This is a genomic window from Enterococcus innesii (assembly GCF_022846515.1).
Classification (GTDB): domain Bacteria; phylum Bacillota; class Bacilli; order Lactobacillales; family Enterococcaceae; genus Enterococcus_D; species Enterococcus_D innesii.
The window spans coordinates 1811088-1837695 of the sequence record NZ_AP025635.1 but is presented as its reverse complement, the minus strand read 5'-3'; the positions used below and the strand labels follow the sequence as shown (position 1 = coordinate 1837695).

Sequence of the window (26608 nt, the reverse complement as noted above, 5' to 3'; positions counted from 1 at the left end):
GGATGAGGAAAAGCACAACAAAATGGGCCTGGTTATTTCTAACGCCACAATTAGTGGGGCTCATCATTTTTTCTCTGATTCCAGTGGCAATAGCAATTGGCTTGAGCTTCATGTCATGGGATGGATTTGGTGCTCGGACGTTTGTAGGGATTCAGAATTATATCAATCAATTTGCCAATCCTGATTTTTGGACAGCAACATACAATACATTGCTCTATACCTTATTCACTGTTCCGATCGGTCTGAGTTTGGCGCTGGTATTAGCGGTCGTTTTGAATAAACGTACTGGAAAAAATGTGTATCGATTGTTCTTTTTCATGCCGGTTGTGACAAGCTCAGTCTCTGTGTCCGTCATGTGGATGTGGATTTTAAATGGTGATATTGGGATATTGAATCAGGTATTGGGGATGATCGGCATCCAAGGACCTAATTGGCTGACGGACACTCGGATCGTGATGCTATCTATCGCTATGTTAAGCATCTGGTGGCAACTAGGGTACAACATGGTAATTTTTTTAGCAGGTATTCAAAATATCTCCAAATCCTATTATGAAGCCGCGGAAATGGATGGTGCCAGTAAGTTGCAGCAATTTTTTAAAATCACCTTACCGATGCTTTCACCAACGACATTCTTTCTATCCATTATGGCGATCATTAGTTCGTTTCAAGTGTTTGACCAAGCGTTTGTTCTTACTCGAGGTGGTCCGGGGAAAGCCAGTTATACACTTGTTTATCACATTTATCAGCAGGCCTTTATTGATTTTCGCTTTGGGTCAAGTGCAGCAGGCGCGGTTATCCTGTTTGTAGCGATTTTGGTTCTTACATTGATTCAATTTTATGCGCAAAAAAGGTGGGTTCATTATGAAGAATAAGAAAATTAGCGTAGGCAAATTGTGCTTACACGGATTACTAGCAATCGGTTCTTTTTTGATGGTCTTTCCTTTTCTCTGGACGATCGGCAGTTCCTTAAAAAATATGACACAGATTTTTGCAATACCACCTGTTTGGTTCCCGAATCCGATTGTCTGGCAAAATTACCTCGATTCATTGCAAGCGATGCCTTTTGGTCGCGCCTATTGGAACAGCTTCTACATTACGATCATCGTCGTTGTTAGTCAGCTTTTCACTGGATCGATGGCTGCTTATGCTTTTGCAAAATTGAAATTCAAAGGTTCCGAGGCTCTGTTTCTGCTATTTTTAGCGACAATGATGATTCCTAAGCAAGTCACCATGATTCCATTGTATTTGATTATGGACAAGTTAGGCTGGTTAAACACGCATTTGCCATTGATCATTCCTGGTGCTTTATTTAACGCCTTTGCAGTTTTTTTATTGAGACAATTTATTCGAGGAATCCCCAAAGAATTAGAAGAGGCGGCAGTGATGGATGGTGCGAGCATCCCGCGTATTTATTGGAGTGTCATATTACCATTGATCAAACCGGCGCTTGCAGCCATGACGATCTTTATCTTTATGAGCACGTACAATAACTTCATGGATGCATTGATTTATCTTTCAACGCCTGAAAAATTCACGGTTCCTTTGTTGCTAAATAACTTTAAAGGACTCTATGTGACAAATTGGTCTTACATGATGGCAGGTGCCACGATTTCGGTGATTCCAATTATTCTGGTCTATTTGTTTGCCCAACGCTATATTATCGAAGGAATCACATTGACAGGGATCAAGGGATAGATAAAAAAGGATGATTAATAAGTGAAAATCAATCAACTGGCACAGTATCTAGAGTGGGTAATGAAATTTGCGTACCTCAACATTCTCTGGTTAGGGTTTACCCTTTTAGGGGTTGGTCTCTTTGGATTTTTTCCAGCTACGATGACTAGCTTCATTCTGTTAAAGAGCTTCATCGTTGATGGTGAAACCGAATGGACAGCGCAGGACTTCTTTAGTTGCTATAAAAAAGTATTTTTTCGTAGTAATAAATTAGGATGCATCTGTTGGTTGATTCTCGGCAGCTTAGGGATCAATTTTCACATAGTTTTAACCTCCGAAGAGCCGCTGTTTATCGGTTTACGCATTCCCATACTATTAGCGATTATTGGTACTTTATCCATGCTTGTCTATGTGTTTCCTATCAGTGTTTATTGGGGAAGATCGATGTATCAGACCTTTTTTTCAGCAGGATGCTTTGCACTGGCATTTCCAGTTCAAACAGCTAAGGTCTTGGCTTTGCTTATTCTCATAGCGTGTATAGGGTTTCTTTTTCCGATGTTTCTGTTGTTCTTTTCTGGAAGTGTATCAATGTATCTAGTGTTGAAAAATTATGTCTTGCTACAGATAAAAATAGACAAACAATCGATGGAGTAAATGTTGCCAATAGGAAAATAGAAGATTGATTTTTCGAGAAAATATGGAAGAGATTGAGAGGAGCAAGTATATGGTTAAAATTACATTTATTGGTGCAGGAAGTACGATATTTGCAAAAAATGTGTTAGGGGATGCGATGCTGACCCCAAGTTTATCTGAGGCTGATATTGCATTATACGATATCAATGAACAGCGGCTTAGAGAATCAGAGCTAATGTTGAGAACGATCAATAAAAATGCCAATCATGATCGGGCAAAAATCCGAACCTATCAGAATCGCAAAGAAGCTTTAACCGGTGCAGATTTTGTCATCAATGCAATCCAAGTAGGTGGCTACCAGCCATCTACAGTGATTGATTTTGAGATTCCCAAAAAATACGGTCTAAGACAAACCATTGGTGATACCATGGGGATCGGTGGGATTTTCCGCGCCCTACGGACATTGCCAGTGATGCTAGAGTTTGCAAGAGAAATGGAGGAGGTCTGCCCTCAAGCTTGGTTATTAAATTACACCAATCCAATGGCGATGTTGACGATGGGTATTTTGAAAGGAACGAAGATTAAAGCTGTTGGACTCTGTCATAGTGTGCAAGTTTGTGTGTCAGAGTTGTTTAAGCAACTGGGGATTTCAGAACAATATAATGCTGACGAATTTCAATGGAAGATCGCCGGGATCAACCATATGGCTTTTTTACTGGAATTGACAAAAGACGGGAAAGATTTTTATCCAACAATCAGAGAACTAGCAGCAGCAAAACCACATCCTCATCAAGATTCGGTGCGTTTTGAACTGATGAAACGTTTTGGCTATTACATCACAGAATCCAGTGAACACAATGCAGAATATCATCCTTACTTTATTAAAAATTTGTACCCAGAATTAATCGATAGTTTCGATATTCCGCTAGATGAGTATTTGCGCCGCTGTGAAAATCAAATTAGTGACTGGAATCAGATGAGGGAAAGTATTGTTATGAATGGGGAATTAACCCATACTCGCAGTAATGAATATGCTTCATACATTATGGATTCAATTGTAACTGGTACTCCTTCTGTTATAGCAGGGAATGTTTTGAATAAAGGCCTCATAACCAATCTTCCTGAAGACTGCTGTGTTGAAGTCCCCTGTTTAGTGGACAAGAACGGCATTCAACCAACCTATGTAGGTCAACTGCCTACCCAGTTAGCAGCGTTAAATCGAACAAACATCAACGTACAAGAATTAACAGTCGAAGCTGCATTGACATTGAACCGGTCGAAAATCTATCAAGCAGCTTACCTAGATCCGCATCTCTCTTCAGAACTCTCGCTAGAAGCAATTACTTGCCTAGTGGATGAATTAATTGAAGCCCATGCAGGTTATTTACCAGAGTACAAATAGAGAAAGTTCGGCTTTAGTCTATTGTTATGTCACTGGAAGTTTATAAAAAGAAGCGAACTCAAAAATTGTAAAATAATTTTTGGGTTTCACTTCTTTTTTGTTGTTATACTAGGAATTATGGCACAAAGATATTCACCTAGTTAATGAAATATTTTTGTCCTTGCGTAGAAAATGATTCAACACAAAAAGTCGTTCAATAGAAGACCTGAGAAATTTAGACCGAATCTTTCTTTTAATACTAATCTGAAAAGATACGAAAACAAGTGTGGTGGCATCGTTAGTTCAAAATTGATGACAGAATGCTTTAAATGATTCGTCTGTCGATGTCGAATAATCCCGATTTCCCCTAGTTACGACAGATGACGAAAAGTACTTAGAATATAAGCTTCTTTTGATATATAATGTTATTTGAGGAGATTAATCACTCTTGATTTTGGACATCGACAGAAACAGACTTATAAAGCCTATTATTTCAACGTGTAGTAGATGCGGGGTTCAAATCTAAAATGGTTGAATGTAAATCTAAAAACGGCTGGTAATACTCATTTTTGACCATTTCGTTCAAATCTAAAATAGTGGAATGTAATACTCGTAAGACCTCGATTTTTATTTTGTAGTAATTTACTCAACCTAGAGAACGATACGTTTTTTATAGCTATAGTAAATAGCCACCCGTAAAAACAAGGGGAACGTTACAACTCTACCTTGTATGTCCTAAACGTTTATCGTTGTTAGACATTAAAAAATTCCTTTCGATCTGATATGTGGTTGGTAACCCCTATTCGTGTATTGAAAGGAGTTTTTATCGTTCATGTTATCTCGGCCACGCGTAGAAACGCGCGGCTTTTTTATTTCTTACGATGCGCAAAAATGGTACAGCGACAATTATGATTCATCAGCCCGATAAATGATAGAGTCCTCTATTTCTCTATTTAGTAGCCAATGCTTTCTGACAGTTTGATTTGAATGGCGATCATCATTTAAGCCAGATACGCTTAAATCACGCACGTTCTTCTCAGTATTTTCCGTATAAGAATGGCTATTCAAAAATTTTGGTTTGGAGGATTATCAAGAGGGTTTGATCCGCTCAATTAGTATAAGAAACATACGTTATTCTCTATCATCAAATTATTTATTAATAATTAAAATCGTGCCAAATTCTATCTTTTATGACAATATTGCCCGATTTATTGAATGGAAACGTATACAATTTCATAGAGAAATCGGTTACAATCATCTTGTCAGTGAGGTGAGAACATGAGATTAGATACTGAAAACGTTGATAAGGTACTGATTGAAAATGATTTAGTAGTAATGCACAAAATAGACAGGATTCATTTTATGGATAAGCCGCATTTTCATGACGGGTTTGAAATTCATTTTACATTAACAAATAGCACAACGTATCAGATTGATGAACGAAAATTTGATGCGGATGCTGGTACAGTTGCTCTATTTAGTTCAGAAGAACTCCATCGAGTCTCGATTGATCGTAGCAAATTGTATGAACGCTATTTTGTTTTGTTCAAGCCCAGCTTTATTGAAGAATTCACAACCAGTTTTCCTTTTCTTTTAGAAATATTTTCTAAGAAACAAAAAGTCGACTGTCTCGAGTTGACTTCAGATCAAAGTCTTAAAGTCACTAACCTTTATGAGGAAATGATTCGATGTGACCAAGAGCGAGAAAAACCGTTTGAACTTTTGCATCTAAAATTGAAGTTAACTGAGTTACTTATTCTATTGAATAAAATCGTTTATTCTAATGAGAAGCTACATAAACCAATATCGTATGAGCATTACCAAACAATTTCTGAGATTGTTTCTTTTCTTAAAGAAGAATACATGAATGAAATGACTCTGGACGAATTGAGTGAACGGTTTTTTATCAGTAAATCAACGATTATTCGCGCATTTAAAAATGCACTTGGGATGACCCCAAATCAATATTTAATCTATATGCGAATTATGAAATCACGAGAATTATTGGAACAAGGATACTCTGTGAAACAAGTTTCGGAAAAAATTGGTTATCGTGATGAATCTAGCTATATTAAAAAGTTTAAAGAGATACAAGCTGAGTCACCAAAACAATACCAATTAAAAAACTTAAGAGCCAAGAGGAGTTAGGAATGGTAGTAGCGAATAATAAAATCTCACTCGTAAGAGAACGGCTTAAGTATTTTGATAGCTTACCGTTAAATCAAGAAGATTTTAGAGACAATAATAATCAATTATCCGAACGTAAAGGATTTTTTGCTAGAGACTTTGGCATGGAACAATGGGACTGGCCTCAAGGCGTCGCAATCTATGGTTTACATTTGGAAGGACCGCTAAATGATGAGTATATCAAACAATGGGCAACTGAAGAGATCAATAAAGGACTTCCAACTAAAAATGTGAATACGATTTGTCCTTTACTAACACTTGTTGACTATCCGGAGTATGAAAACATGGCTCTAGAATGGATGAAGTGGATTGAAAGAGAGTTTCCTAGAACAGATGAAAATGGTCTACAGCATATTACGTCTGGGATAGACAAATTCACAGTAAAAGAGAATCGACAGCAAATTTGGGTAGATACTCTTTTCATGACCGTGCTTTTTATGGGAAAAATGGGGGTGAAATACGATAATCAGGCATGGCGTGAGGATGCAATAGAACAAATGCTGCTACATTGTAAGTATCTCTTGAATCGTAAGAGTGGGCTGTTTTATCATGGGTGGAATTTTGAAGAACAATCAAACTATGGAGGCAATTTTTGGTGTCGAGGAAATAGCTGGATCACGATTGGTATACCGCTGTTTTTGGAAATAATGAAAGGGTATTTAGCTAAGTCGTCAGAAGTGTACCTATTGAATCTCTACAACAATCAAGTCAAAACGTTGTTAGACCTCCGTAGCAAGGATGGATTATGGCATACCATTTTAACGGACGCCACTTCCTATACGGAAACGTCCGGCTCAGCCGGAATCATTGCCGGCATTCTTTTAGGAATAAAGAATGACTTCCTTACCATTCAGCTTTCTGACGAGACGATCAACGATTTAATCTCATCATTAACTGCCAAAATAGCAGAAGATGGTACGGTACTTGGGGTGTCTGCAGGTACTCCGATTTCTTGCAACGCGGAGGACTATAAAGGAATTGTACAAATGCCAATGGTGTATGGACAAGCGATGACACTGCTTGCCTTGAGTATCGCAAAATCTTTGAAAGAAAAGGAAATCAAATGAACTATCTCATCTATTGTTTGCCAGCTTTGGGATGGGGGTTGATGCCTATTATTTCTAAAAAAGCTGGGGGATCACCCGTGGAACAATTATTGGGAACAACTGTTACGGCGTTTGGCATTTCTATCATTCTCAGTTTTTTAACGGGTGTTGAGTACACTTTGACTGGGACAATTGCGGCGTTGATCTCTGGATCATTTTGGGCAGGTGGCCAATATCTCCAATTCAAAGCCCTTACGACTGGGTCAGTTTCGGTCGTGATGCCATTATCAAATGGAACACAATTGGTGTTTACGTCATTGGCTGCGGGCATCCTTCTCCGTGAATGGCAGAGTATGAGGCAGTCACTTGTTACCCTGCTATTGCTGCTGGTTATCCTAGCTGCCATCTATCTTATTACAATGAATCAAAAAAAGGATACTGAACAAAAAACGGTGTCGTTACAAACCATGATCATGATTTGTACCTCATCACTTTGTCTGATGGGCTATATGATAACGACATCACTTTTTCATGTAGAAGGGCTACAAATCTTTCTACCCCAAGCATTTGCAATGTTTCTCTCCTCTTGTGTGATTGCGAAATTTGATCCAGGAAAGCAAGAACTGTCAAGAATTTCTCGTAATGTACTGACAGGTATATTTTGGACAATAGCAAATGTTTCCTTATTTTATATCGTGACACAGTTAGGCGTAGGATTCAGTTATACGATTTCTCAGTTGTGCATATTTGTATCTATTATTGGGGGGATTTTATTATTAAAGGAAAAAAAGTCCAAGGTAGAAGTGATGCATACGATCATCGGAATGGTCATGTTTTTTTCAGCAATTTTGGGTTTAAGTCAATTTAAATAGACGACTAGGAGGAAATACTAATGAAAAACAAGATTTTAAAGGCAGGCTTATGTGTAGGGTTATTAATGGGCCTGACGGCATGTGGCAATTCTGATTCTGCTTCTTCCGAAACGGTAAGATTGTTTGTATCGGGAGATGCATCAGAAGGCGGTGCTTATAGTGAGATGGCAAAACGTTATGAAGAAGAGACTGGCGTCAAAGTGGAAGTGACAGATGTACCTTATGCAGATATGGAAACGAAAATTACAAAAGCTGTACAATCAGATGATGCGCCCGATGTTGCCCGCGTTTCAGGAATCTTGCCAGATTGGGGAGACTACTTAGTTGATTTGACAGATATTGCTAATAATGGGAAAACGCTAGATTCGATGACAATCAAAGATGACGACGGCAAGGTTCGAGCACTACCAACAGATATCACTGCGGTAGGGATGTTTATTAACACAGATCTATTTGATCAAGCAGGTGTTTCTTATCCTCAGGATGAAGGAGACATTTGGACATGGGATGAATTTTTAGAAGCAGTGGACACAATTCAAGAAAAAACAGATGCGAAATATGGGTTTGTAATGGATCCTTCTGACCATCGTTTGAGAGCGTTTACGTACCAATTTGGTGGACAGGATTTTGTTTTGAATGAAGCAACTGGTACGTATGAAACGGATGACGCGACAAAAGACGCGTTACAAAAGTTCATTGATCTAAATAATGACGGAACAATTCCAAAAACGGTCTGGACTTCTGGGGAAGATGCTTCTTCCATGTTTAAGAGTGGAATGATTCCTGCATACATGTCGGGCAGCTGGCAAATTAAGGATTTTACTACGAATATTAAAGATTTCAATTGGCAAGCCATCTACATGCCGTATGAAACAACTCGCGCTACCAATATGGGTGGTAATTTTATGGTTGGCTTTGAGAACAGTAAGAACAGTGAGGGCGGACAGAAATTTATGGAGTGGTTGTACACACCAGAAAATTATACTGAGTTATGTGAATTAGCTGGTTATCTTCCAGCAGAAGAAGGAATAAATGTGGACTACGGGGATGCACAAGCGGCTTATGATATCTACAATCAAGAAATTGAAGCTGCAGCCCAGCCAATTTCTTCTAAACAAACTGCAGATCAAGTAGCGATGACAATGGCTGGATACGTTGGACTAACTGGTGCATACAAGGACTCAATGGTTCAAGCGTTGAATGACGAAATCACGTTTGATCAAATGATTGAAAATATCGAAAAAGACTACAATGATGGGTACACGAAGAAGTAAGTAAAGTGGGAAATGATGTGGACTGGACGGATATTCATCCGGTCCACATCCATTCTATTTTGAAAGTGGGAGAAGAATGAGCAATTATATTTATTCAGTAAAGCAAGGCACTTCTATCAATCGCTGGCAACGTAGCACGCTCCAAAAGCAAAAAGTTGCAAGCAAAGCTAGTTGTATTGATGCTCCTGTAAATATGACGGAAGGATATCAAGAAGTCGAATACCCCATTCGAACAAACTTTTTGAGAGAACTTTCGGAGGTGCCTTACCCTAGAAAGCAAGTGTTTTCAGAAGTGTATGATGGCTTTGAAAACCCGAGGGTAGATTTTTCTACTTTTCAAGCAACACCGCAGAAAGTAAGTACATACTTGCGAGCACAACTACGTTGCCAAGAGAACCAAACGGTGGAATGCGCGTTGGTTACTTGTGGAAGAGCTATTCTTTGGATAAACGGAAAATTGCTCATCGATTTTCATCCCTACACGCGAAACCACGGCACGAAAACCACGGTAAATCTTCCTCTTGAACAGGGGGATAACGAGCTGATCGTGTACATGGATGATCTAGCCGAGCGGGACGTAAACTTTTTTGTTGAATTAAAAATTTTGTCGAATCATCACTTTCAAGTCGTTTTACCTTTATCGTATGACGATTCGATTCTTCAACAGGCAGAGGATTTCTTGAATGGCCTTTATTTTGAAAAAGACTTTTATTCTAAAGGGGAAGTAAGTATCTGTTCAGACTATGATTATTTTGAAAAAGTCTTTGTTACTTATGAAGAAGTCACCTTTACAGAAGAAGTTGGGGGAAATATCACTGATTTCCGACGAGAAAGTCAGTTTCTGCCGTTAAATAATCAACGGATTTCCTTAGGTGATGTAGAAGACATCCCTACCTCAGGACTAACGCATCTATTTGTGGGGGTCTTACTTCCTGATCAAACATATCTGTTCAAGAAATTTGTTTTTACAGTTTATAACGAAGAAAAACTCGCGCGTCATTTAGGTGGAAATTTGGAAGAAAGAAAAACGACAGCGCTGACGATTTTTTCAAAACTGGCTATTCAGGATATGAACAGTGCGTTAGCCGAAATTCACTTAACGGGTTCCTTGTCAGAAGAGTGCTGGGAAAAACTCCAGCCTGCTTTTCGTATGATCGAAGAACGGGGAGATTGTGCAGATTTTATGTTCGCACCGTTGTTAGGCTTTTGGCTAGGGAAAAAAGAGCAATTGCCAGAAAAGCTAAGGAGAAAATTAAAAGATTTGGCGTTACATTTTCGGTATTGGATCGATGAGCCTGGCAATGATGTTATGTGGTACTTCAGTGAAAATCATTCCTTGTTGTTTCATACCTGCCAATATTTTGCTGGGTGCTTGCTTCCGGAGGAGACGTTTGTAACGAGTGGCAGACAGGGAAGTCAACAATACGATTTAGGAAAACAACGTTTGTTACAGTGGTTTGAGCAATTTGAACACTATGGGTTTTCTGAATGGAATTCTACTACGTATCTACCTATCGATTTAATCGGATTTTTCAGCCTTTATACGAATGCGCCAGATGAAGAGATAAGAGATGCAGCGAAAAAAGCATTGGATTTCACTTTCACAATCATGGCTGTAAATTCTCATGGAGGAACGCTTTCCTCCACATTCGGTAGAACCTATGAGCACGATTTGAAAGCCATGCGTTTAGGAGAACTCAGTAATATATTAGCGATTGCTTGGGACCGAGGAAATTTTAATTACGCCTTACGAGCATCGACACTGTTTTGCCTATCTGATTATGTTCCACCAAAAGAGTGCTTGTCTTTGATTGATTTACAGCCAAAGGAGGAATTGACCGTAACTTACCTTCAGGGGATCAATCAAGTGCAGACGTATCTTTATAAATGTCGAGAATATTCACTTGCTAGTGGGATCGACTATCATTGCTTTGAAAAGGGCCACCAGCAACATATGATGAACGTTTCCTTAGGCAGTGATGGGACACAGCTTTGGATTAATAACCCAGGTGAGTTTATGCATAGTGGCGAAAATCGACCTAGTTATTGGGCCGGAAATGGCAGAATGCCTTGTATTAAACAATTTAAAAATGTTCTGTGTATGAAATACAATTTATCGAAGGCATATGTACCGTTTATCCACATGTATGTGCCTTATTGGAATTTAGATCAGGTAGATATGGATGATTCTAATTGGCTGTTTATCAAAAAAGATCAAAGCTTCCTTGGTGTTTACTTCTCGCAAGGGTATAAAATGCAGCAAAGCGGGGAGACTCGTGGGAGAGACATCGTTTCTGAAGGAATAGATCATACGGTACTTGTAAAGTGCGGAAGCAGGAATGAGTTTTCAACTTTTGAGTCTTTTATAACAGCGGTCAAAAAAGCGAAAATGACCGATGAGTCGTTTGATGATTCTCAATTTGGCTTGTTCGTTTGGAATGAGATTGACCATCTTGCGTCGTACCAAGTAATGCCAGTTGTAAAAATGAAAGAGGGAGCAGAGCATGAAGAAACTTAAAAAAAATATATGGCCTTTAGTTTTTACGGGAGTCAATATTGTCCTGTTCATTACTTTTTTTCTCATACCAGCAATTCTGGGTTTCTATTACTCTTTAACGGATTATAAAGGATTTGGGACTGCTAACTTTCTTGGTTTCGATAACTATATTGCTTTATTTCAAGATGCGAGTTTTTATCGTTCCTTATTCCGGACCTTTACCTATGCAATTTTCTTGGTGCCACTGATTTACGCTGTGTCTTTAGGAATTGCCATCTTGTTGAATAACAAACACACAAAGGGAAAACTCATAGGAAAAATAGTTTTCTTCTTACCTTGGACAATTTCAGGAATTGTCGCTGGGGTTATTTGGAAATGGTTGTTTGGAGAAAATTTTGGTTTTGTAAACTACATCATTGGGAATTTAGGGGGAGAATCCGTTCCGTGGTTTTCCAATGCAAGCGCGGCATTTGCTGTCATTTTGTTAGCAGCGCTTTGGGGCGGGACAGCATTTAATATGTTGCAATTTATGTCTGCGCTCAAGAACATACCTAAATCATACTACGAGGCAGCAGATATTGATGGTGCCTCATCCTTTCAAAAGTTTTTGTACATTACGATTCCTTCATTAAAACCAACTAGTTTTATGGTGATTCTATTAGCTAGTATTGGTGCCATGAAAGAATTTGCTTTAGTTCAATCCTTAACGAATGGTGGACCAGGCACAGCAAATATGTTCATTGTGCAATACATTTATACAACTGGATTTGACAAGATGAGAGTTGGGTATGCCAGTGCAGCCTCCATGGTATTATTTGCAATCTTGTTAGTTCTCGGACTCGTTCAAATGAAAATTGGAGGTGGTAAAAATGAATGACACTTCAAAACTTCACGATAAAACGAGTACAATCATTCTCACAACTGCCCTGATTCTTGTGGCTATGTTGTACTTGTTCCCACTAGTATGGTTTGTACTTAGCTCTTTTAAACCCGGGTCAGAATTATTTTCCTACCCGTTAAGTATCTTGCCAGAGAACGCAACCGTGCAGAATTATCTTGATGCATGGACAAGTCTGGATTTCGTAAAATACTTTACGAACACCATGAAGTCGTCAGTTATTACCACGATATTAACGGTTATTGCCAGTGCAACATGTGGCTTTGCGTTTGCAAAATATGACATGAAGTGGTTGAAATTCTTCTTTGTCTGTATTATTGCAACTACGATGTTACCTACCGAAGTAATCATGAATCCAGTATTTACGGTGATTCGTAAATTAGGTTTGTATGATAGTTTGGCTGGGATCATTATTCCTTCAATCAATACTGCTACCGGAATTTTCATGTTCAGAACCTTCTTTGTCTCTATTCCGGATGACTTAATCGAGTCCGCGCGAATCGATGGAGCTTCAGATGGCACAATATTTATGAAAATCATGTTACCCATTGCCAAACCAATCATTATGACGCTGAGCATCTTTTCTTTCCAATGGCGGTGGAATGATTACATTTGGCCGTTGATAGTTTTGAACGACCCCAAGAAATACACTTTCCAGGTAGCCATCAGGAGCTTGGTGGGAGCAGAAAATGTGAACTGGACCGTGTTAATTGCTGCCTCAGTGATTTCAATTATTCCATTAGTATTAGTGTTTATCGTGTTCCAACGGTATATCTTAGATTCTGGTGCGACAACTGGGATGAAAGACTAATTATGAATGAAAGCGAGGAAAGAGAATGTTTACGACAAACTATTTGTCAGATCCCAAGCGCATTCATGAAAATAGAGAAAGCTCGCGAAGTTATTATCTTCCCTATGCTCCAACGGATGATCATGACAATTCTTCGCGAGTTTTGTCATTGAATGGCTTTTGGCGATTTCGATATTTTCCATCTCATCTAGATATTGAAAAGGAGCAATTTTTTTCTGATGAATTTTGGCAAAATAGTAACCGGATTCCTGTACCTAGTAATTGGCAAATGGAAGGGTATGGGAAACCGCACTATACAAATATCCAATATCCATTTCCAATCAATCCATCCTATACATTTTCTGAGATTCCGGTAGGTGTTTATCGCTGTGATTTTAGCTGTGACCCTCAAAAAATGCAACAGTTTTTTAGGTTTGAAGGTGTAGATAATTGCTTTGCTTTGTATCTGAATGGGATGTATATAGGATTTAGTAAGGGCAGCCGTAATCCAGCTGAATTTGATGTAACCGCTTATATCCAAAAGGGTGAGAATCAACTCGTCATCGAGGTTTTCCAATGGTCCGATAGTTCTTATATTGAAGATCAAGATATGTGGTGGTTAAGTGGGATCTTTCGTGAAGTAGCGTTACTTAGTCGCCCCAAAGAATGTATTTGGGATTTCCAAATTCAAACATCTTTTGATAGCAATTATGAGAATGGTATTTTGACGATTGATTTTCCAAAAATTCATGGGAATCAGCTCGCTTGCGAAATCTTTTTAGAAAAAGAAGCCATTGTCTTTCAAAAAAAGATCGTGATAGATAAAGATAATCATTGTTTTTCTTTTCCAGTCGTTTCACCAAAAAAATGGACTGCTGAAACGCCAGAACTGTATCGGTTGCGCTTGGTCACTTCAGAAGAGGAAATTTGTCAGGAAATTGGCTTCAGAGAAGTTGCTCTTTTGGAAAATAAAATTTGTATTAATGGCAAACCAATTCTCTTTAAAGGAGTCAATCATCATGAGTTTCATGAGACGAAGGGGCGAGCTTTGCCAAAAGGTTTTTTAGAAGAAGAGATCCAGTTGATAAAACAAGCGCATTTCAATGCCATTCGAGCTGCTCATTATCCTCATAGCCCAGAATTTTATCAGTTGTGTGATCGCTATGGATTATATGTGATGGATGAAGCGGATTTAGAATGCCATGGCATAGGGAGTACCGGTGATCAAAATTTCTTGAGTAGCAATCAAGAATGGAAAGAAGCGTATCTTGATCGCATGAAACAAATGGTCGAACGCGACAAGAACTATACTTCAATCGTTATCTGGTCGGTAGGAAATGAGTCTGGAAATGGGACCAATCATGAAGCCATGATTCGTTGGTGCCGCGAGAAGGATCCCACTCGATTGATTCACCATGAAGGAGAGTCCCGTGATTGTCTCTCAAAAACGGATGGACGCTATGTTAAAGATGTTCAACAAGCCGATTTTAATTCTAGAATGTATGCGACGATTCAGGAATTACAAGAGGTCGTTGATAATCCGAAAGTTATCAAACCCTACATCCTCTGTGAATATGGACATGCGATGGGGAATGGCCCCGGTTCATTAAAAGAGTACTGGGAAATGTTTTATAAGGAACCGCAATTACAAGGCGGCTTTTTATGGGAATGGAAAGATCAAGGAATCAAAGCAAAGCGAGAAGGACAACTGACCTATTTATACGGCGGCGACTTCGGTGATATTCCTAACGACTACAATTTTGTTCTGGATGGGTTAATGACGCCTGATTTGCAACCATCACCTAGTTATTTCGATATTCAGCGACAACAAGAACCAATCACCATTGATTTTTCCTCATATGAAGTTGGAAAAATAATCCTACGTAATCGCAATCAATTCAAAGACCTGCTAGGTATGAAGTGTTGTTTTGAAATGAAACAAGATCAAGAAGTGTTAGCAAGAAAGATAGTGACCGTCAATTTGCCCCACGAAAAAGACGCCGAAATTACGTTGCCTAGGGATTTGTTGAATACAGAAAAGGGTAACCTTTTAAAAGTGTTGATTTTCGATGATCAAAAAGCACTTCATGGCAAACTAGCTAATATTGTCGCATCTATGCCAGTTGAAGGATTCTCTCTACCTGAGCCAGAACCTGATTTACTCATTTTTAATGAAATTCAGGATGATGCAAAAATTTTGCTGCTCCAACATGGAACAAACTATTTGAGAGTGGATAAAGTCACTGGCAAATGGCAGTTTATGAATGAACAACAAGACATTTATCTAGCTTCGCCAGAAAGTATTTTTTGGCGACCGACAACAAACAATGATTTTATTTCTAGTGAAACGTGGCGGGAATATGGTGTTGATCGCATGCTGACAAATGTAATGAACTGCAGCATTGTCGCCAATGATTCTGAGAAATTGAAGCTATCTTTAAGGGAAGCAATCGGGCCAGCAGGGAAGTTTTGGCATATTGAGCAAACATCGACGATTACTTTTTTCAAGGATGGTCGAGTTATCTATGAAATATCTGGGGAGCCTAAAAATAACTATCCGCTGACAGTTCCCCGTATCGGACTTGTTTGGCAGCTGCATAAACAGTTTGATAAAACTTGCTGGTCTGGGAAGGGGCCCATAGAAACCTATGCAGATACCGATAATGGGAGTTACTTTGATGTATTTTCCCAGGCCACAGATGAGCTGAGTTTTCGATATTTGTATCCACAAGAAAGTGGTAATCACTGCCAGACGAAGTGGGCAACATTCAAGGCAGACAGCCAATTAGCACTCAAGTTTCAAGGAAGCGATTCCTTTAATTTTAGTGTACATCCTTATTCTGTTGCGGCTATTGATTCTGCACAACATCTTCATGAATTAAAAAAAGCAGACCGCTACTATTTGTACATCGATTATCAACAGCACGGGATTGGTTCTAGAAGCTGTGGTCCTGATGTATTAGACAAATACCAACTACATTTACAAAAGTATCATTATCAATTTGAGGTAAGAATAAAAGGAGTGTGATTAAGTGAAAGCTAGTACACGAATTTCACAGACGCAACAAATTTCGAGAATCGATCGTCGAATTTATGGTTCATTTATTGAGCACATGGGGCGAGCCGTTTATGAAGGAATTTATCAACCAAATCATGAAACGAGTGACGAAAATGGGTTTCGCCAAGATGTTCTAAAGCTTGTACAAGAGTTGTCTGTTCCAATTGTTCGCTATCCTGGAGGGAATTTTTTGTCTGGCTATCGTTGGGAGGATGGCATAGGACCGAAAGAAAATCGTCCTCAGCGATTGGACTTAGCATGGCAAAGTGTTGAAACAAATGAAGTGGGATTACATGAGTATATGCATTGGGCGCAGAAGTGCGGGACTGAAGTGAATATGGCAGTTAATTTGGGGACACGGGGCATTGATGCAGCACGTAATCTTGTTGAATATTGCAATTTTGAGGGAGGTACCTATTGGTCTGATCTTCGAAAGCAAAATGGAGATGAAAAACCCTTTGCAATTAAGACTTGGTGCTTAGGGAATGAGATGGACGGAGATTGGCAAATTGGACATAAGACTGCAGAAGAATATGGTCGCTTAGCAGAAGAAACGGCAAAAGCAATGAAATGGGTTGATGATTCAATTGAACTAGTGGTGTGTGGCAGTTCCAGCAGTACTCGACCGACATTCGTGGATTGGGAATTAACGGTACTTGATCACACCTATGAATATGTCGATTACTTATCACTGCATCAATATTACGACAATAAAACAGATAACCTTGCTGAATTTTTGGCCAAGTCAGAAGATATGGATCGTTTTATCAAATCAGTAATAGCCATTTGCGACACGATGAAAGCAAAAAAACGAAGTGACAAGACGATGATGTTGTCCTTTGATGAATGGAACGTCTGGTACCACTCCAATGAAGAGACGGCGGCGCAAAAACCATGGACGGTAGCACCGCACATTTTGGAAGATATCTACAATTTTGAAGATGCTTTGCTTGTTGGCAGCATGCTCATTACATTGTTAAAGAATTCTGATCGAGTGAAGATTGCTTGTTTAGCGCAATTGGTAAACGTGATCGCACCGATTATGACCGAAAAAAATGGAACCGCTTGGAAGCAGACCATCTTCTATCCGTACCAACAAGCTTCATTGTATGGCCATGGCCAAGCATTAACGACAAAAGTTGATGTAGCAACTTATGATACAAACCAGTTCAAGAATGTGCCCTATCTTGACAGTATTGCTATTTTGAACGATGAAAAAAATGAGTTAGTCATTTTCTCTGTTAATAAGCATCGTTGTGAAGAAATTGTATTCACAGTTGATTCTGATTTGGGATTGGCTAGTGTCATTGAAGCTACTGAAATGGCTGATTATGATCCAAAAGCGGTTAATGGGCCAAATCAAGAGTTAGTTGACCCTCGTGATTCGTTGGAGCGGATAGTGATTGACGGAGGAAGAGTTACAATTAACACAAAGCCGCTCTCGTGGAATATGACAAGAATTAGCTTGAATTAAAGAGGGCAATATGACCATGCCTGATTGTTTAATCAGGGATACAATACTCTTTTCAAGAACAGCCATATGTCTTTTTATGATGGAGGTCCTCAAAATGAATTTTTTCTTTACAAGTCCTGCGCAGGAATGGGAGGAAACGTTACCTATTGGAAATGGTAGTCTAGGGGGAATGATCTTTGGAAGTTTCCCTGAAAAAATTGGCTTGAATGATGAATTACTCTGGTCGGGATACGAATATGATAAAAATAGGCCAGAAGCTGCAAAGTATTTGTCAGAAATACAACAAGCTATTTTAGAAGGCCGTTATCTAAAAGCGGGTCAACAAGTGGAAGCGACTTTCTTAGGAAATTATACCGAAAGCTATTTGCCCTTGGGAAACCTGATCATTACGCAACCAGATCAAAAAGGAGGGATTGAACAGTATTGTCGTTGTCTTGATTTAAGTAGAAGTAAAGTAGAAATAACCTACCAAGGAAGGAAGGGTGTCTATCAGCGCGAGTATTTTGCTAGTTATCCTGACCAAGCCTTGTGGGGAAGATTCGTTGCTCCCGAAGCAGAATCCATTATTATTGCGTATGAGTCACAGTTACACTCAAGGGTTATCTACCATGCGAATAAAAGCTGTGTTGAAATACAGGTTCAATGTCCGGAACACGTAAACCCTAAATATATAAGCAATGAACGGGACTTTGTACAAGGGACACGCGGAGAAACACATATCTATGAATTAATCATTGAGAAAACGGATGGAAATCTGGTTTTTGACAGCGATCGACTTGTCATCGAAAACGCCCAAAATGTATCATTTCTTTTTAGAAGAAAAGAGTCACGAAAAGTTTCAAGCTTTGTAGAAGCGGAAAAGTGCCACAGGAAAGACTATCAAGAACTATTCAATCGCGTGGAGATGTCTTTAGGAGACCAAGTCCATTTGCCGCTGAATGAACGTATTGCAAGGGTAAAGGAAGGGCAATCAGATCCTGGACTAATCGCTTTATATTTTCAATATGGACGCTACTTATTGATCAGTTCTTCTCGCCCTGGGAGTCTGCCGAGTAATTTACAAGGAATCTGGAGTTGGCAGCTGCGAGCGCCTTGGTCCTGCAATTTCACAACAAATATCAATTTAGAAATGAATTATTGGTTAGCGGATACTTGTAATTTACACGAATGCTTTGTGCCTTATAGTAACTTTATTGAACAACTCTCTAGTGCAGGGGAAAAGACAGCCTGTGTTCATTATGGTGTAGCAGGATCTGTGTGTCATCATAATACAGATCGTTGGTTTACAACCAATCCAGTGGGGGCTCCTTATCAATCCCAGACTGGTAGAGGCGATGCTTCTTGGGCAATGTGGCAAATGGGCGGTGCGTGGCTAGCCAGTGATTTGTACCGGCACTATGAGTACACGGGAGATAGGACTTACTTGAAAGAGGTGGTTTATCCAGTATTGCGAAAGTCTGTGATGTTCTTAGTCAATACATTAATAGAAAGTGATGGAACATATCATAGCTGTCCCTCTTCGTCACCAGAGAACCTGTTTTTCGATGCTGCTGGAAATAAATGCTCGTTGCATCTGTCAACTACAATGGATATCTGCTTAATTAATGAAAACTTCGATTTCTTCCAGCGAACTTGTGAATCACTCAATATCCAAGATGATTTGTTGGATAGAATGAAGCGAATCCAACCATATTTAGCAACTGTAAAAATTGGATCGAAAGGTCAAATTTTAGAATGGCAAGAGGAATTTGAAGAAGTAGAACCCGGGCATCGCCACGTTTCTCACCTTTATGGGGCATATCCTGGTGAACTTTATAAGACAGATGAACTTTTAAATGCAACGAGAAAGTCAATTGCTCTGCGCTTAGAAAATGGTGGGGGACATACCGGATGGAGTAATGCTTGGTTAATCAATTTATTCGCTATTTTAGGAGATTCGCAACAAGCCTATCAACATATTCAGCATGCTATTTTGGAAGCTTCCTATAGTAATCTTTGGAGCAAACATCCACCATTTCAGATTGACGGTAACTTTGGTGTGGCCGCTGGGATTGCCAATCTGTTTGTTCAAGATCGCAATGGACGCGTTAAATGGTTGCCTGCATTACCAGATGAACTGAAAGATGGTTTTGTCAAAGGACTAAAAATCAAAGGGAATAAGACAGTTGAAATGCAGTGGAAAAACGGTGAGCTGATTAAAAAAAATATTTATTAGAAGTCGTCAAATAAGTGTTTGTAAAAAATACCGACGGCGACGTGACGAGTCAAATATTGGCTCTTTGTCATCCAGTCTATCAGGTTAATGAAGTTCCTCGCTGTCATTAGTAACCGAGGTTTTCGGCAAAATGAGCCGTTGATTATTATCTATTAGGAAGCAAACATCTTGATACTGTGGGGGTTCCCAGAATCTCACTGGATGGCCACGTTTCACCTAATAGAATATGGAATAAAAGAGCGAGCAGCTGTCTTCTGATTTCTATTTGAGAGTCGAGCACCTGATCGAAACAGCTAGTAAGTGGAACAGAGTGCTCTGGTTAACAGACTTATGAAGGGATAAGCTATAGAACTAATTAGCAACTCCTCGTTGGGTTCTTTCCCTAAATCCATTGTACTCTGCAAAATCATACAACAACGAAATCATTTCCGGAAGGAATGGGTTGTTCAAAAATTTTATGTTTTATAGACGCTTTAAAAGCAGCGTATTAGGCAAAAATTCGTTTACGAGGACGGGTGAGTTGTACAAAAATTAAATCTGGGACTGAAAAATCACGTCTAATTCATCCGTTCCCTAAACTATAACGCCAAAATTTTACGAATAAATTGAATGATTGCGTTCTCTTTTAGAGCAATCTCAATATTCTCTTTTCCTTTTTTAGCATCGCTAATTGACGTCGTCTAGCAGGAACCATATTCAAGGGCAGCCTGTTTAAAGGAAAGAATTTCAGTTGTTTCGTTTCAGGTCCTTCAGTGATGGGACAGCCTGATACTATATTGCTTAGTAAAAGTATTTGAGTATCATTTCGTTCATTATTGATGTAAGAACCAATAATTTTCTCAATTTTTACATTGTAACCAGTCTCTTCTCGGGTTTCTCTAATTGAACAATCAAAAATAGATTCTCCCACCTCAAGCCTTCCTCCTGGTAAATCCCATAGGGGAAGGTCTCTTCGTTTTACCAACAAAACACGATCATTTGAAATGATCACACTAAAAACACCAATAGTTTTATCCATATAGGTCTCCTTTTTACTAATTGTATCATGGGAGTAACTATGTTTGTTTCGCTAAGGAAATTCTCAATAATCTATATTTAAAATAGGGCTCGTGATGGTTGTGAAGATCCGCACTGAAACGAAAGTCGATCATACGTTTTGATTAATTATGGATCTGATTATAGTTAACTAAGGTATCAAAGATAGTGTGGAAGGGGATATAAAACTTATATCCGTGGCTATTTTTGGCAAGGTAGGTTGTCTCAAGATTGTCAACATGTTTCCTCATAACTTGTCTGTTTATTCCGAAAAACTCAGCTAATTCCTTTATTGTCAGCATTTGTCTGGGGTGTCTATCGGTTATCACTAGGGTTGTCACCACCTTGTTTTTGTCTTTAGTATACACACGAGTTAAGCTGTATTTAAACGTTTCAGAAAACTCCTTACCGTCAGCTAGTGGCAAATGTGTGGCAGACTGACGGCGTGTGGCGTCAAAAATGATTTTAGCAGTCCCAGGCGAATCGCCCAGCACTGTGGGGATCCCATGGATATGAGCACAGATTTCCCTTATGCTCTTTTAAAGCGTTTGAGATTTCGAACGCTCTAAAACGAAAAACGAGCAGAACTTTGCTCGTTTTTTCGTTTAGTGAGTTACGCTACCACTAATATCAAATTTTAATGCTTTCGGAGCTTCAAATCTTAAATAGTATGTTCCTTTGCCTAGATTAGCTGAAAAAGAACCGTTTGTTGAGCCTTTAAAACTAGACGAAGCTGCAGTGCTAGAACCCACGAATTCTTTTTTCTTTATATATACTGTCATTGATGTACTCGAGGTTGCAGTTGTTCTTGTTTGTTTATGTGTTACTTTGTATTTTTTTGTTGAGCTTACTGACCAATCACTTACAGATGACCAAGACCAAATACCATATCCTTTGTAAGTAATATCGGTGGCTGCGTGTGCAACAACGGGAATTAGAAAGCTTAACACAAGCAATGAGTAAGCTACCTTTTTCATATATTTCTCCATGACTTATCCTCTAACATGATATAATAATATTACGATTGCATGTATACGATAATATATTGGAGAATTCATGAAAAACTTAAAATTAATTTCAATCCATTTTTTTATAATTATAGTTTCTTTTTTTGTATCCAGATGGTTTTTTATGGAATTTTTGTATCCTTTTTCGATGAGTTTTTTCCCTACTAGTGGATCTGTTGATTTTGTTATTCCATTGATACAGATATTGCTAATTACTTTTTATTTGTATTTATTTGTTCAAAGTTTTATTTCTGGTTTTTTTCCAAAATGGGCAATATATATATTTTATATTATTTATTATTTGTTATTAATTTATTTACTTTTTTTCAAAAATATTGGAATACAAGGAATTGAATGGAATCCTCTTATGTTCATTCAAGATTTATTGAGTGCTGTGGTATTGCTTAATATTGTTATGTTTATACCTAATGGTTTTTTATTTAAATTTAACAAGAAAAATTTACTCCTATTTATTTTGGTTATTTTTCTTGTAGAAATTAGCCAATACGTTTTTGCTTTAGGGATTTTTGATTTTGGTGATATTTTCACTAATACTTGTGGGTTCATTATTGGTTCTGCCATAAGTGAGACGCCATTATTTTCTAATTTTAAAGAGAAGATAAGGTAAAAAGGGGATTGTATCGAGTATGACTTTTGAATTGGTCTGTGTAAAAATGAGTGTGCGAAACGAAATTAGTTTAAAATTACAGTTGCAACAAAAATCCCTCCTACTGCGAATAGGAGGGATTTTTTTGCGCTGTTGCGACTCCGTGGTGAGGCTAGAAGGCAACTGCTTTGATTATCGGCTAATCGTCTAACCAGCGATCAACTAGCAAAAGTACTAGACCTACTAGAAGTAGGCCGATAATCCACGAAATTCGTTCTTCAATCACAGTGACAACCCATTGCGGGCCAGTTACCGGTATTTAGTCTATCATACTAGCAGTTATGATATTTAAAGAGTAGAAAAGGCGATATGGTGTTGCCAACGGTTGTTCACAGGTTATTTGTGGCTCACTCGTGATCCAGCGATTGACGGTCGTTCTTTATCCTTAACACGAACAAGCAAATGGACGGATTTTTAGTCCACTTGCTTGTTCGATAAATTTATTTGATATAAATATATTGATTCAGTATAATTTCAATAATATTTAAACTTTTCAAAATATTAAATGTTCGGGTGAGAAATTCGAAAGAAAGGAGTATATATGAAAAATATGAAGCGATCAAAAAAAATGGTTGTTGTGGTTATTTTGTTTTTTGTGGTATTGATTGGGGGGGCTACAGGATTTGCTACAGTTCAAAAGAATAAACTCTCTGATTTGTATTCCCAAGTTTCTACGTGGGAAAAAACTGGGAGAACGTATACTACCAATGAAAATGGTATTGGGTATTCTGTTGTTGAACTTAGTACCGAAAATATATTCGAAGTGCCAGCCAGTCTTCCTATTACAGCTACAGATTATGAAAATGGCGTATTAGTTGATTACGATGGAAATGACAATGATTTTCAAGTGACATGGACAACAAGCGGAAACATCAGCGAAACGGTACACATGGATTCGAATTTTAACGTTATAGACGAAACAACAGGAAAAATAGTTTCTAGCGAAGATATGAAAGTTGTAAAAAATGTTTTTACTAGTGCGAAAGATAAGTGGAATCAAATCAATCAAAATTAGCAATAGTTAGGAGTGTTGTGCATGAAGAAATATTTGTTTTTATTGGGAGTAGTTGTGTCTTTGAGCGTATTGTTTTTTAAAAATGTTGAAGCTTCAGAAACGAAGGTCGCTACTATTGACAACGAAACGGTAGTTTTAGAAAAAGTTGAAGACTTAGAAACAATTAGCTCGATTTTAGAAGAACATGGTTACTCGAAAGAAGAAGTTGGAGCTGTATATAAATATACTATTGAAGATCCTGTACCAGTTTTTAATCGTACACGTGCTTACAGAGTGGATGTTCTATCTGCAGCTTATAGAAAGCATAAAATTGCTACAGGGGCAGCAGTTGGGGACTATTATAATAAGCGCTATAAGACTTTAAATGTTCGAAATGGTTATGAATGGGTAAGTGGGTATGCAGTTTATGTCAAGCAAGTAAGCACGACAGAGGAAGTTCTGGATCATATTCGAGTTTATAAGACATGGTAATATGCCATCTAAAAATGTGATTTTTGAAAGGAAATAAGAGGTATTTAGAAGTGAAAGTATTATTAGGCTCACAAGTAGACATTCTATTTTTAAACGATAAATTAGAAAATATTAGAGGTACAGTAATAAATATTTTTGAAGATTCTATGAGAGTAGAAGTTGAAACAACAAAAAAGCATTTAATCATATTGAAAACAGCAATCGCAACAATAACTCTTTTGGATTAACTCAGCTTTTTTACCAATTAGTTAACATAATCAAACTTTTTATACCAAGTAAAAAATTGAATTTGGAAGAAAATTTATTTTGAAATTAATTTATTAAAATAATTGGAGGATTTCTATATGGTTTTTATTGAACGAATAACGACGGAGGATATACTAAAAGTTCATGAAATTCAAAAATTAGGTTTTGAAAAATTGTATAGAAAGTACGGAGATAAAGAATCTCCTTATAATGAAACTAGCGAAGATTTTCTGAGAAAGTTTAATCGACCCAATAATTATATGTTTCTAGTTAAAAATTATAAAGAAAGTATAGGTTACATAAGGGTGGTTACTACAGATCAAAGAGATCAAGCTAGAATTGCGCCAATAGTTATACTCCCAGAGTATGAAAATTTGGGATTAGGAAAAAAAGTAATGCAACTGGTCGAAATGGAATTTAATACTGTAAAAGAATGGCATTTAGAAACTATTTTGCAAGAGAGCAGGTTGATACATTTTTATACTCAAATGGGATATAAACAAGAAAATATCACACCGATTCAAAACGGGATGGATGAAGTCTCATTTATCAAATTTTTTTAAAAAACGGTATTTAACGACTGGTTCACATAATCTTGACGATCAAAATATTAATAAGAGAAAATACCAAATGAGAATAGTCGCATCGATAGTATAGAATAGGTTCTAGATCTTTTCAACTGTCGATGTCAAACAGCCTTAATTTCCCCTAGTTACGACAGATGACGAAAAGTACTTAGAATATAAGCTTCTTTTGATATATAATGTTATCTAAGGGGATGAATCACTTCAAATTTTGGACATCGACAGAAACAGGCCTATAAAGCCTATTATTTCAATGTGTAGTAGGGGCGGGGTTCAAATCTAAAATAGTGGAATGTAAATGAGTAAGAGGAACAATAACGACATCCCAGAACCAGTTCAAATCTAAAATAGTGGAATTTAAAGCTACTTGTTGACCGCTAGTAACAACCGTGTGATCTTGTCTAAATCTAAAACAAAGGAACGCCAAAAGCATTCAATTAACGATCGACCGAATCATCACAACATCAAAACTCCCAAAAAGACGGAGAGGCTAGTCACTTTCTAAGCTCAAAACAAACTTTCATCATCAATTTCCTCATTATAAACAATGTAATCCTCCAATGAACCTGCCATCAACTCAAAAACTGTCGTCCTTCCTTCTCAATCAACTCACACGTCCATTTATCCTCAAATAACGATGCCATCTGTCTTGCTTGCGCAAACAAATCCGTATCTTTGATCGCAAAACTTTTTCGAGCAGTGGCTAACGAATAGTAATCATAGCGCTTGCTCTTTTTTGCCAATAGCAGGGCTTGATCCGCGGCTCCTTTCGCTTCTTGGTGTTGCTGTTCTTGCAGATAAAGCAAGGCGACATTCAAATGAATCGCACACTGTAAAGACATAGTGTTTTCTAGTGCTTCGTATTTTTTTAGTTGTTGGATCAATTGGCGGGCGATGGCGTGGGCGATTTCAACTGGAAAGAGGTATAAAAGACAATTGATCAGCTTAATATCATCAAGGGTCCAGTCGGAATAAGCTTGAAGTGCATCCCAGGGAACCGTCAAAAGAACTTTGGGCAGGCAAGGAATTTCTTTTTCTGCATTCGTTGAGAGCGCTGTGAGAGAGTCGATTACATACAACAATAAGTCAATGGTTTTACTGACGGATGTTCTTTGGAAAAGTAAACATTGTTCTTTCAAAGCAAGCAATGCTTTTAGATCCTGGTTGGAAAACAAAGAGAAAAATTGATGCAAGATTTGTTGTTTTTCATTTAAACGGTATCCTTGGGCGATGTAAAAAAATTCCTCAAAACCGCAATCGATTCGCGCTAAAAGTGCGATAAAAAGGGTAACGGAGGGCGTTAATTTTTCATTCTCAAATTTAGATAAGGTGGTTCTTGAAAGCAGGTCTTTACAAACTTGCGCTTGCGTGATGCCACGGCTTTTTCTGATTTTACGATACGTGGTTCCTAAATTATTCATAGGCACCTCCTTGAGCAATGTGATTATAGTGTACATAAGATAATTTTACCCGTCAATCTGGTATAGTAGAACTATTAGACAGCTAGGCAACACCAGATAGAGGAGGCCCACAAATGAATCAGACAAAATAAAATCCTTTACTTAGCAAATGGCGATCAATAAC

The 26608-nt window shown here is 38.1% G+C and carries 22 protein-coding genes; 19 read left to right on the top strand and 3 right to left on the bottom strand.

The features are described from left to right. Positions 1-2: 2 nt before the first annotated feature. The 14 genes from ENLAB_RS08600 to ENLAB_RS08535 all read left to right on the top strand — a co-directional run bounded on the left by ENLAB_RS08600 (position 3) and on the right by ENLAB_RS08535 (position 19999). The gene (locus ENLAB_RS08600) at positions 3-872 is read left to right on the top strand and encodes a carbohydrate ABC transporter permease (protein ID WP_005233036.1); all 870 of its coding nucleotides are present in this window, start codon (positions 3-5) and stop codon (positions 870-872) included. After that, a complete protein-coding gene (locus ENLAB_RS08595; RefSeq protein WP_081119365.1) occupies positions 862-1695 on the top strand; it encodes a carbohydrate ABC transporter permease in 834 nt (277 codons plus the stop codon). Before ENLAB_RS08600 ends, ENLAB_RS08595 begins: the two co-directional genes overlap by 11 nt. Before the next feature lie 21 nt (positions 1696-1716). Further along, the gene (locus ENLAB_RS08590) at positions 1717-2328 is read left to right on the top strand and encodes a YesL family protein (RefSeq protein ID WP_244350713.1); all 612 of its coding nucleotides are present in this window, start codon (positions 1717-1719) and stop codon (positions 2326-2328) included. Positions 2329-2398: 70 nt separating this feature from the next. Beyond that, positions 2399-3709: an alpha-glucosidase/alpha-galactosidase gene (locus ENLAB_RS08585; protein ID WP_081119363.1), complete on the top strand. Its 1311-nt coding sequence runs from the start codon at positions 2399-2401 to the stop codon at positions 3707-3709. 1257 nt (positions 3710-4966) lie between these two features. After that, complete coding sequence (locus ENLAB_RS08580) at positions 4967-5836, top strand: AraC family transcriptional regulator (protein ID WP_195266377.1); 870 nt, start codon at positions 4967-4969, stop codon at positions 5834-5836. Positions 5837-5838: 2 nt separating this feature from the next. Further along, the gene (locus ENLAB_RS08575) at positions 5839-6942 is read left to right on the top strand and encodes a glycoside hydrolase family 88/105 protein (protein ID WP_244350712.1); all 1104 of its coding nucleotides are present in this window, start codon (positions 5839-5841) and stop codon (positions 6940-6942) included. Beyond that, on the top strand, positions 6939-7793 hold the full coding sequence (locus tag ENLAB_RS08570; protein WP_279612814.1) for a GRP family sugar transporter: 855 nt from the start codon (positions 6939-6941) through the stop codon (positions 7791-7793). The genes ENLAB_RS08575 and ENLAB_RS08570 overlap by 4 nt, the downstream gene beginning before the upstream one ends. Before the next feature lie 20 nt (positions 7794-7813). Further along, on the top strand, positions 7814-9067 hold the full coding sequence (locus tag ENLAB_RS08565) for an ABC transporter substrate-binding protein (RefSeq protein ID WP_195266371.1): 1254 nt from the start codon (positions 7814-7816) through the stop codon (positions 9065-9067). Between the two features lie 76 nt (positions 9068-9143). Continuing rightward, positions 9144-11585: a hypothetical protein gene (locus tag ENLAB_RS08560; protein ID WP_244350711.1), complete on the top strand. Its 2442-nt coding sequence runs from the start codon at positions 9144-9146 to the stop codon at positions 11583-11585. Continuing rightward, positions 11572-12441 (top strand): carbohydrate ABC transporter permease, encoded by an 870-nt coding sequence (locus tag ENLAB_RS08555; RefSeq protein WP_195266367.1) that lies wholly within the window; start codon positions 11572-11574, stop codon positions 12439-12441. The genes ENLAB_RS08560 and ENLAB_RS08555 overlap by 14 nt, the downstream gene beginning before the upstream one ends. 166 nt (positions 12442-12607) lie before the next feature. Beyond that, entirely contained in the window at positions 12608-13273 is a 666-nt protein-coding gene (locus ENLAB_RS08550; RefSeq protein WP_244350710.1) for a carbohydrate ABC transporter permease, read from the top strand. 25 nt (positions 13274-13298) lie between these two features. Beyond that, positions 13299-16280 (top strand): glycoside hydrolase family 2 TIM barrel-domain containing protein, encoded by a 2982-nt coding sequence (locus ENLAB_RS08545; protein ID WP_244350708.1) that lies wholly within the window; start codon positions 13299-13301, stop codon positions 16278-16280. Positions 16281-16284: 4 nt separating this feature from the next. Next, positions 16285-17784 carry an arabinosylfuranosidase ArfA gene (gene arfA, locus ENLAB_RS08540; protein ID WP_279612813.1) on the top strand — a complete coding sequence of 500 codons (1500 nt, stop codon included), beginning with the start codon at positions 16285-16287 and terminating at the stop codon, positions 17782-17784. A 10-nt stretch (positions 17785-17794) separates the two neighbouring features. Next, positions 17795-19999 carry a glycoside hydrolase family 95 protein gene (locus tag ENLAB_RS08535; RefSeq protein WP_244350706.1) on the top strand — a complete coding sequence of 735 codons (2205 nt, stop codon included), beginning with the start codon at positions 17795-17797 and terminating at the stop codon, positions 19997-19999. 625 nt (positions 20000-20624) lie between these two features. On the opposite strand, the gene ENLAB_RS08530 is transcribed toward ENLAB_RS08535, so the two are convergent. Then, the gene (locus ENLAB_RS08530) at positions 20625-21017 is read right to left on the bottom strand and encodes an NUDIX hydrolase (RefSeq protein WP_244350704.1); all 393 of its coding nucleotides are present in this window, start codon (positions 21015-21017) and stop codon (positions 20625-20627) included. A 622-nt stretch (positions 21018-21639) separates the two neighbouring features. Continuing rightward, a complete protein-coding gene (locus ENLAB_RS08525; RefSeq protein ID WP_195266357.1) occupies positions 21640-22023 on the bottom strand; it encodes a hypothetical protein in 384 nt (127 codons plus the stop codon). Positions 22024-22165: 142 nt separating this feature from the next. Here ENLAB_RS08525 and ENLAB_RS08520 point away from each other — a divergent pair, with 142 nt between their 5' ends. From ENLAB_RS08520 to ENLAB_RS08500, 5 genes are all read left to right on the top strand, one after another. Further along, the gene (locus tag ENLAB_RS08520) at positions 22166-22669 is read left to right on the top strand and encodes a VanZ family protein (RefSeq protein ID WP_195266355.1); all 504 of its coding nucleotides are present in this window, start codon (positions 22166-22168) and stop codon (positions 22667-22669) included. Positions 22670-23249: 580 nt separating this feature from the next. Further along, entirely contained in the window at positions 23250-23723 is a 474-nt protein-coding gene (locus tag ENLAB_RS08515) for a hypothetical protein (RefSeq protein ID WP_229045664.1), read from the top strand. Positions 23724-23744: 21 nt separating this feature from the next. Continuing rightward, positions 23745-24194, top strand: a complete 450-nt coding sequence (locus ENLAB_RS08510) for a hypothetical protein (protein WP_229045663.1) — start codon at positions 23745-23747, stop codon at positions 24192-24194. A gap of 50 nt (positions 24195-24244) precedes the next feature. After that, positions 24245-24421 carry a hypothetical protein gene (locus ENLAB_RS08505; protein ID WP_195266351.1) on the top strand — a complete coding sequence of 59 codons (177 nt, stop codon included), beginning with the start codon at positions 24245-24247 and terminating at the stop codon, positions 24419-24421. A gap of 117 nt (positions 24422-24538) precedes the next feature. Continuing rightward, the gene (locus ENLAB_RS08500; protein ID WP_195266349.1) at positions 24539-25003 is read left to right on the top strand and encodes a GNAT family N-acetyltransferase; all 465 of its coding nucleotides are present in this window, start codon (positions 24539-24541) and stop codon (positions 25001-25003) included. A gap of 593 nt (positions 25004-25596) precedes the next feature. Here the strand turns inward: ENLAB_RS08500 and ENLAB_RS08495 are convergent. Then, positions 25597-26445, bottom strand: coding sequence for a helix-turn-helix transcriptional regulator (locus ENLAB_RS08495; RefSeq protein ID WP_244350702.1), 849 nt, complete (start codon positions 26443-26445; stop codon positions 25597-25599). Positions 26446-26608: the final 163 nt, after the last annotated feature.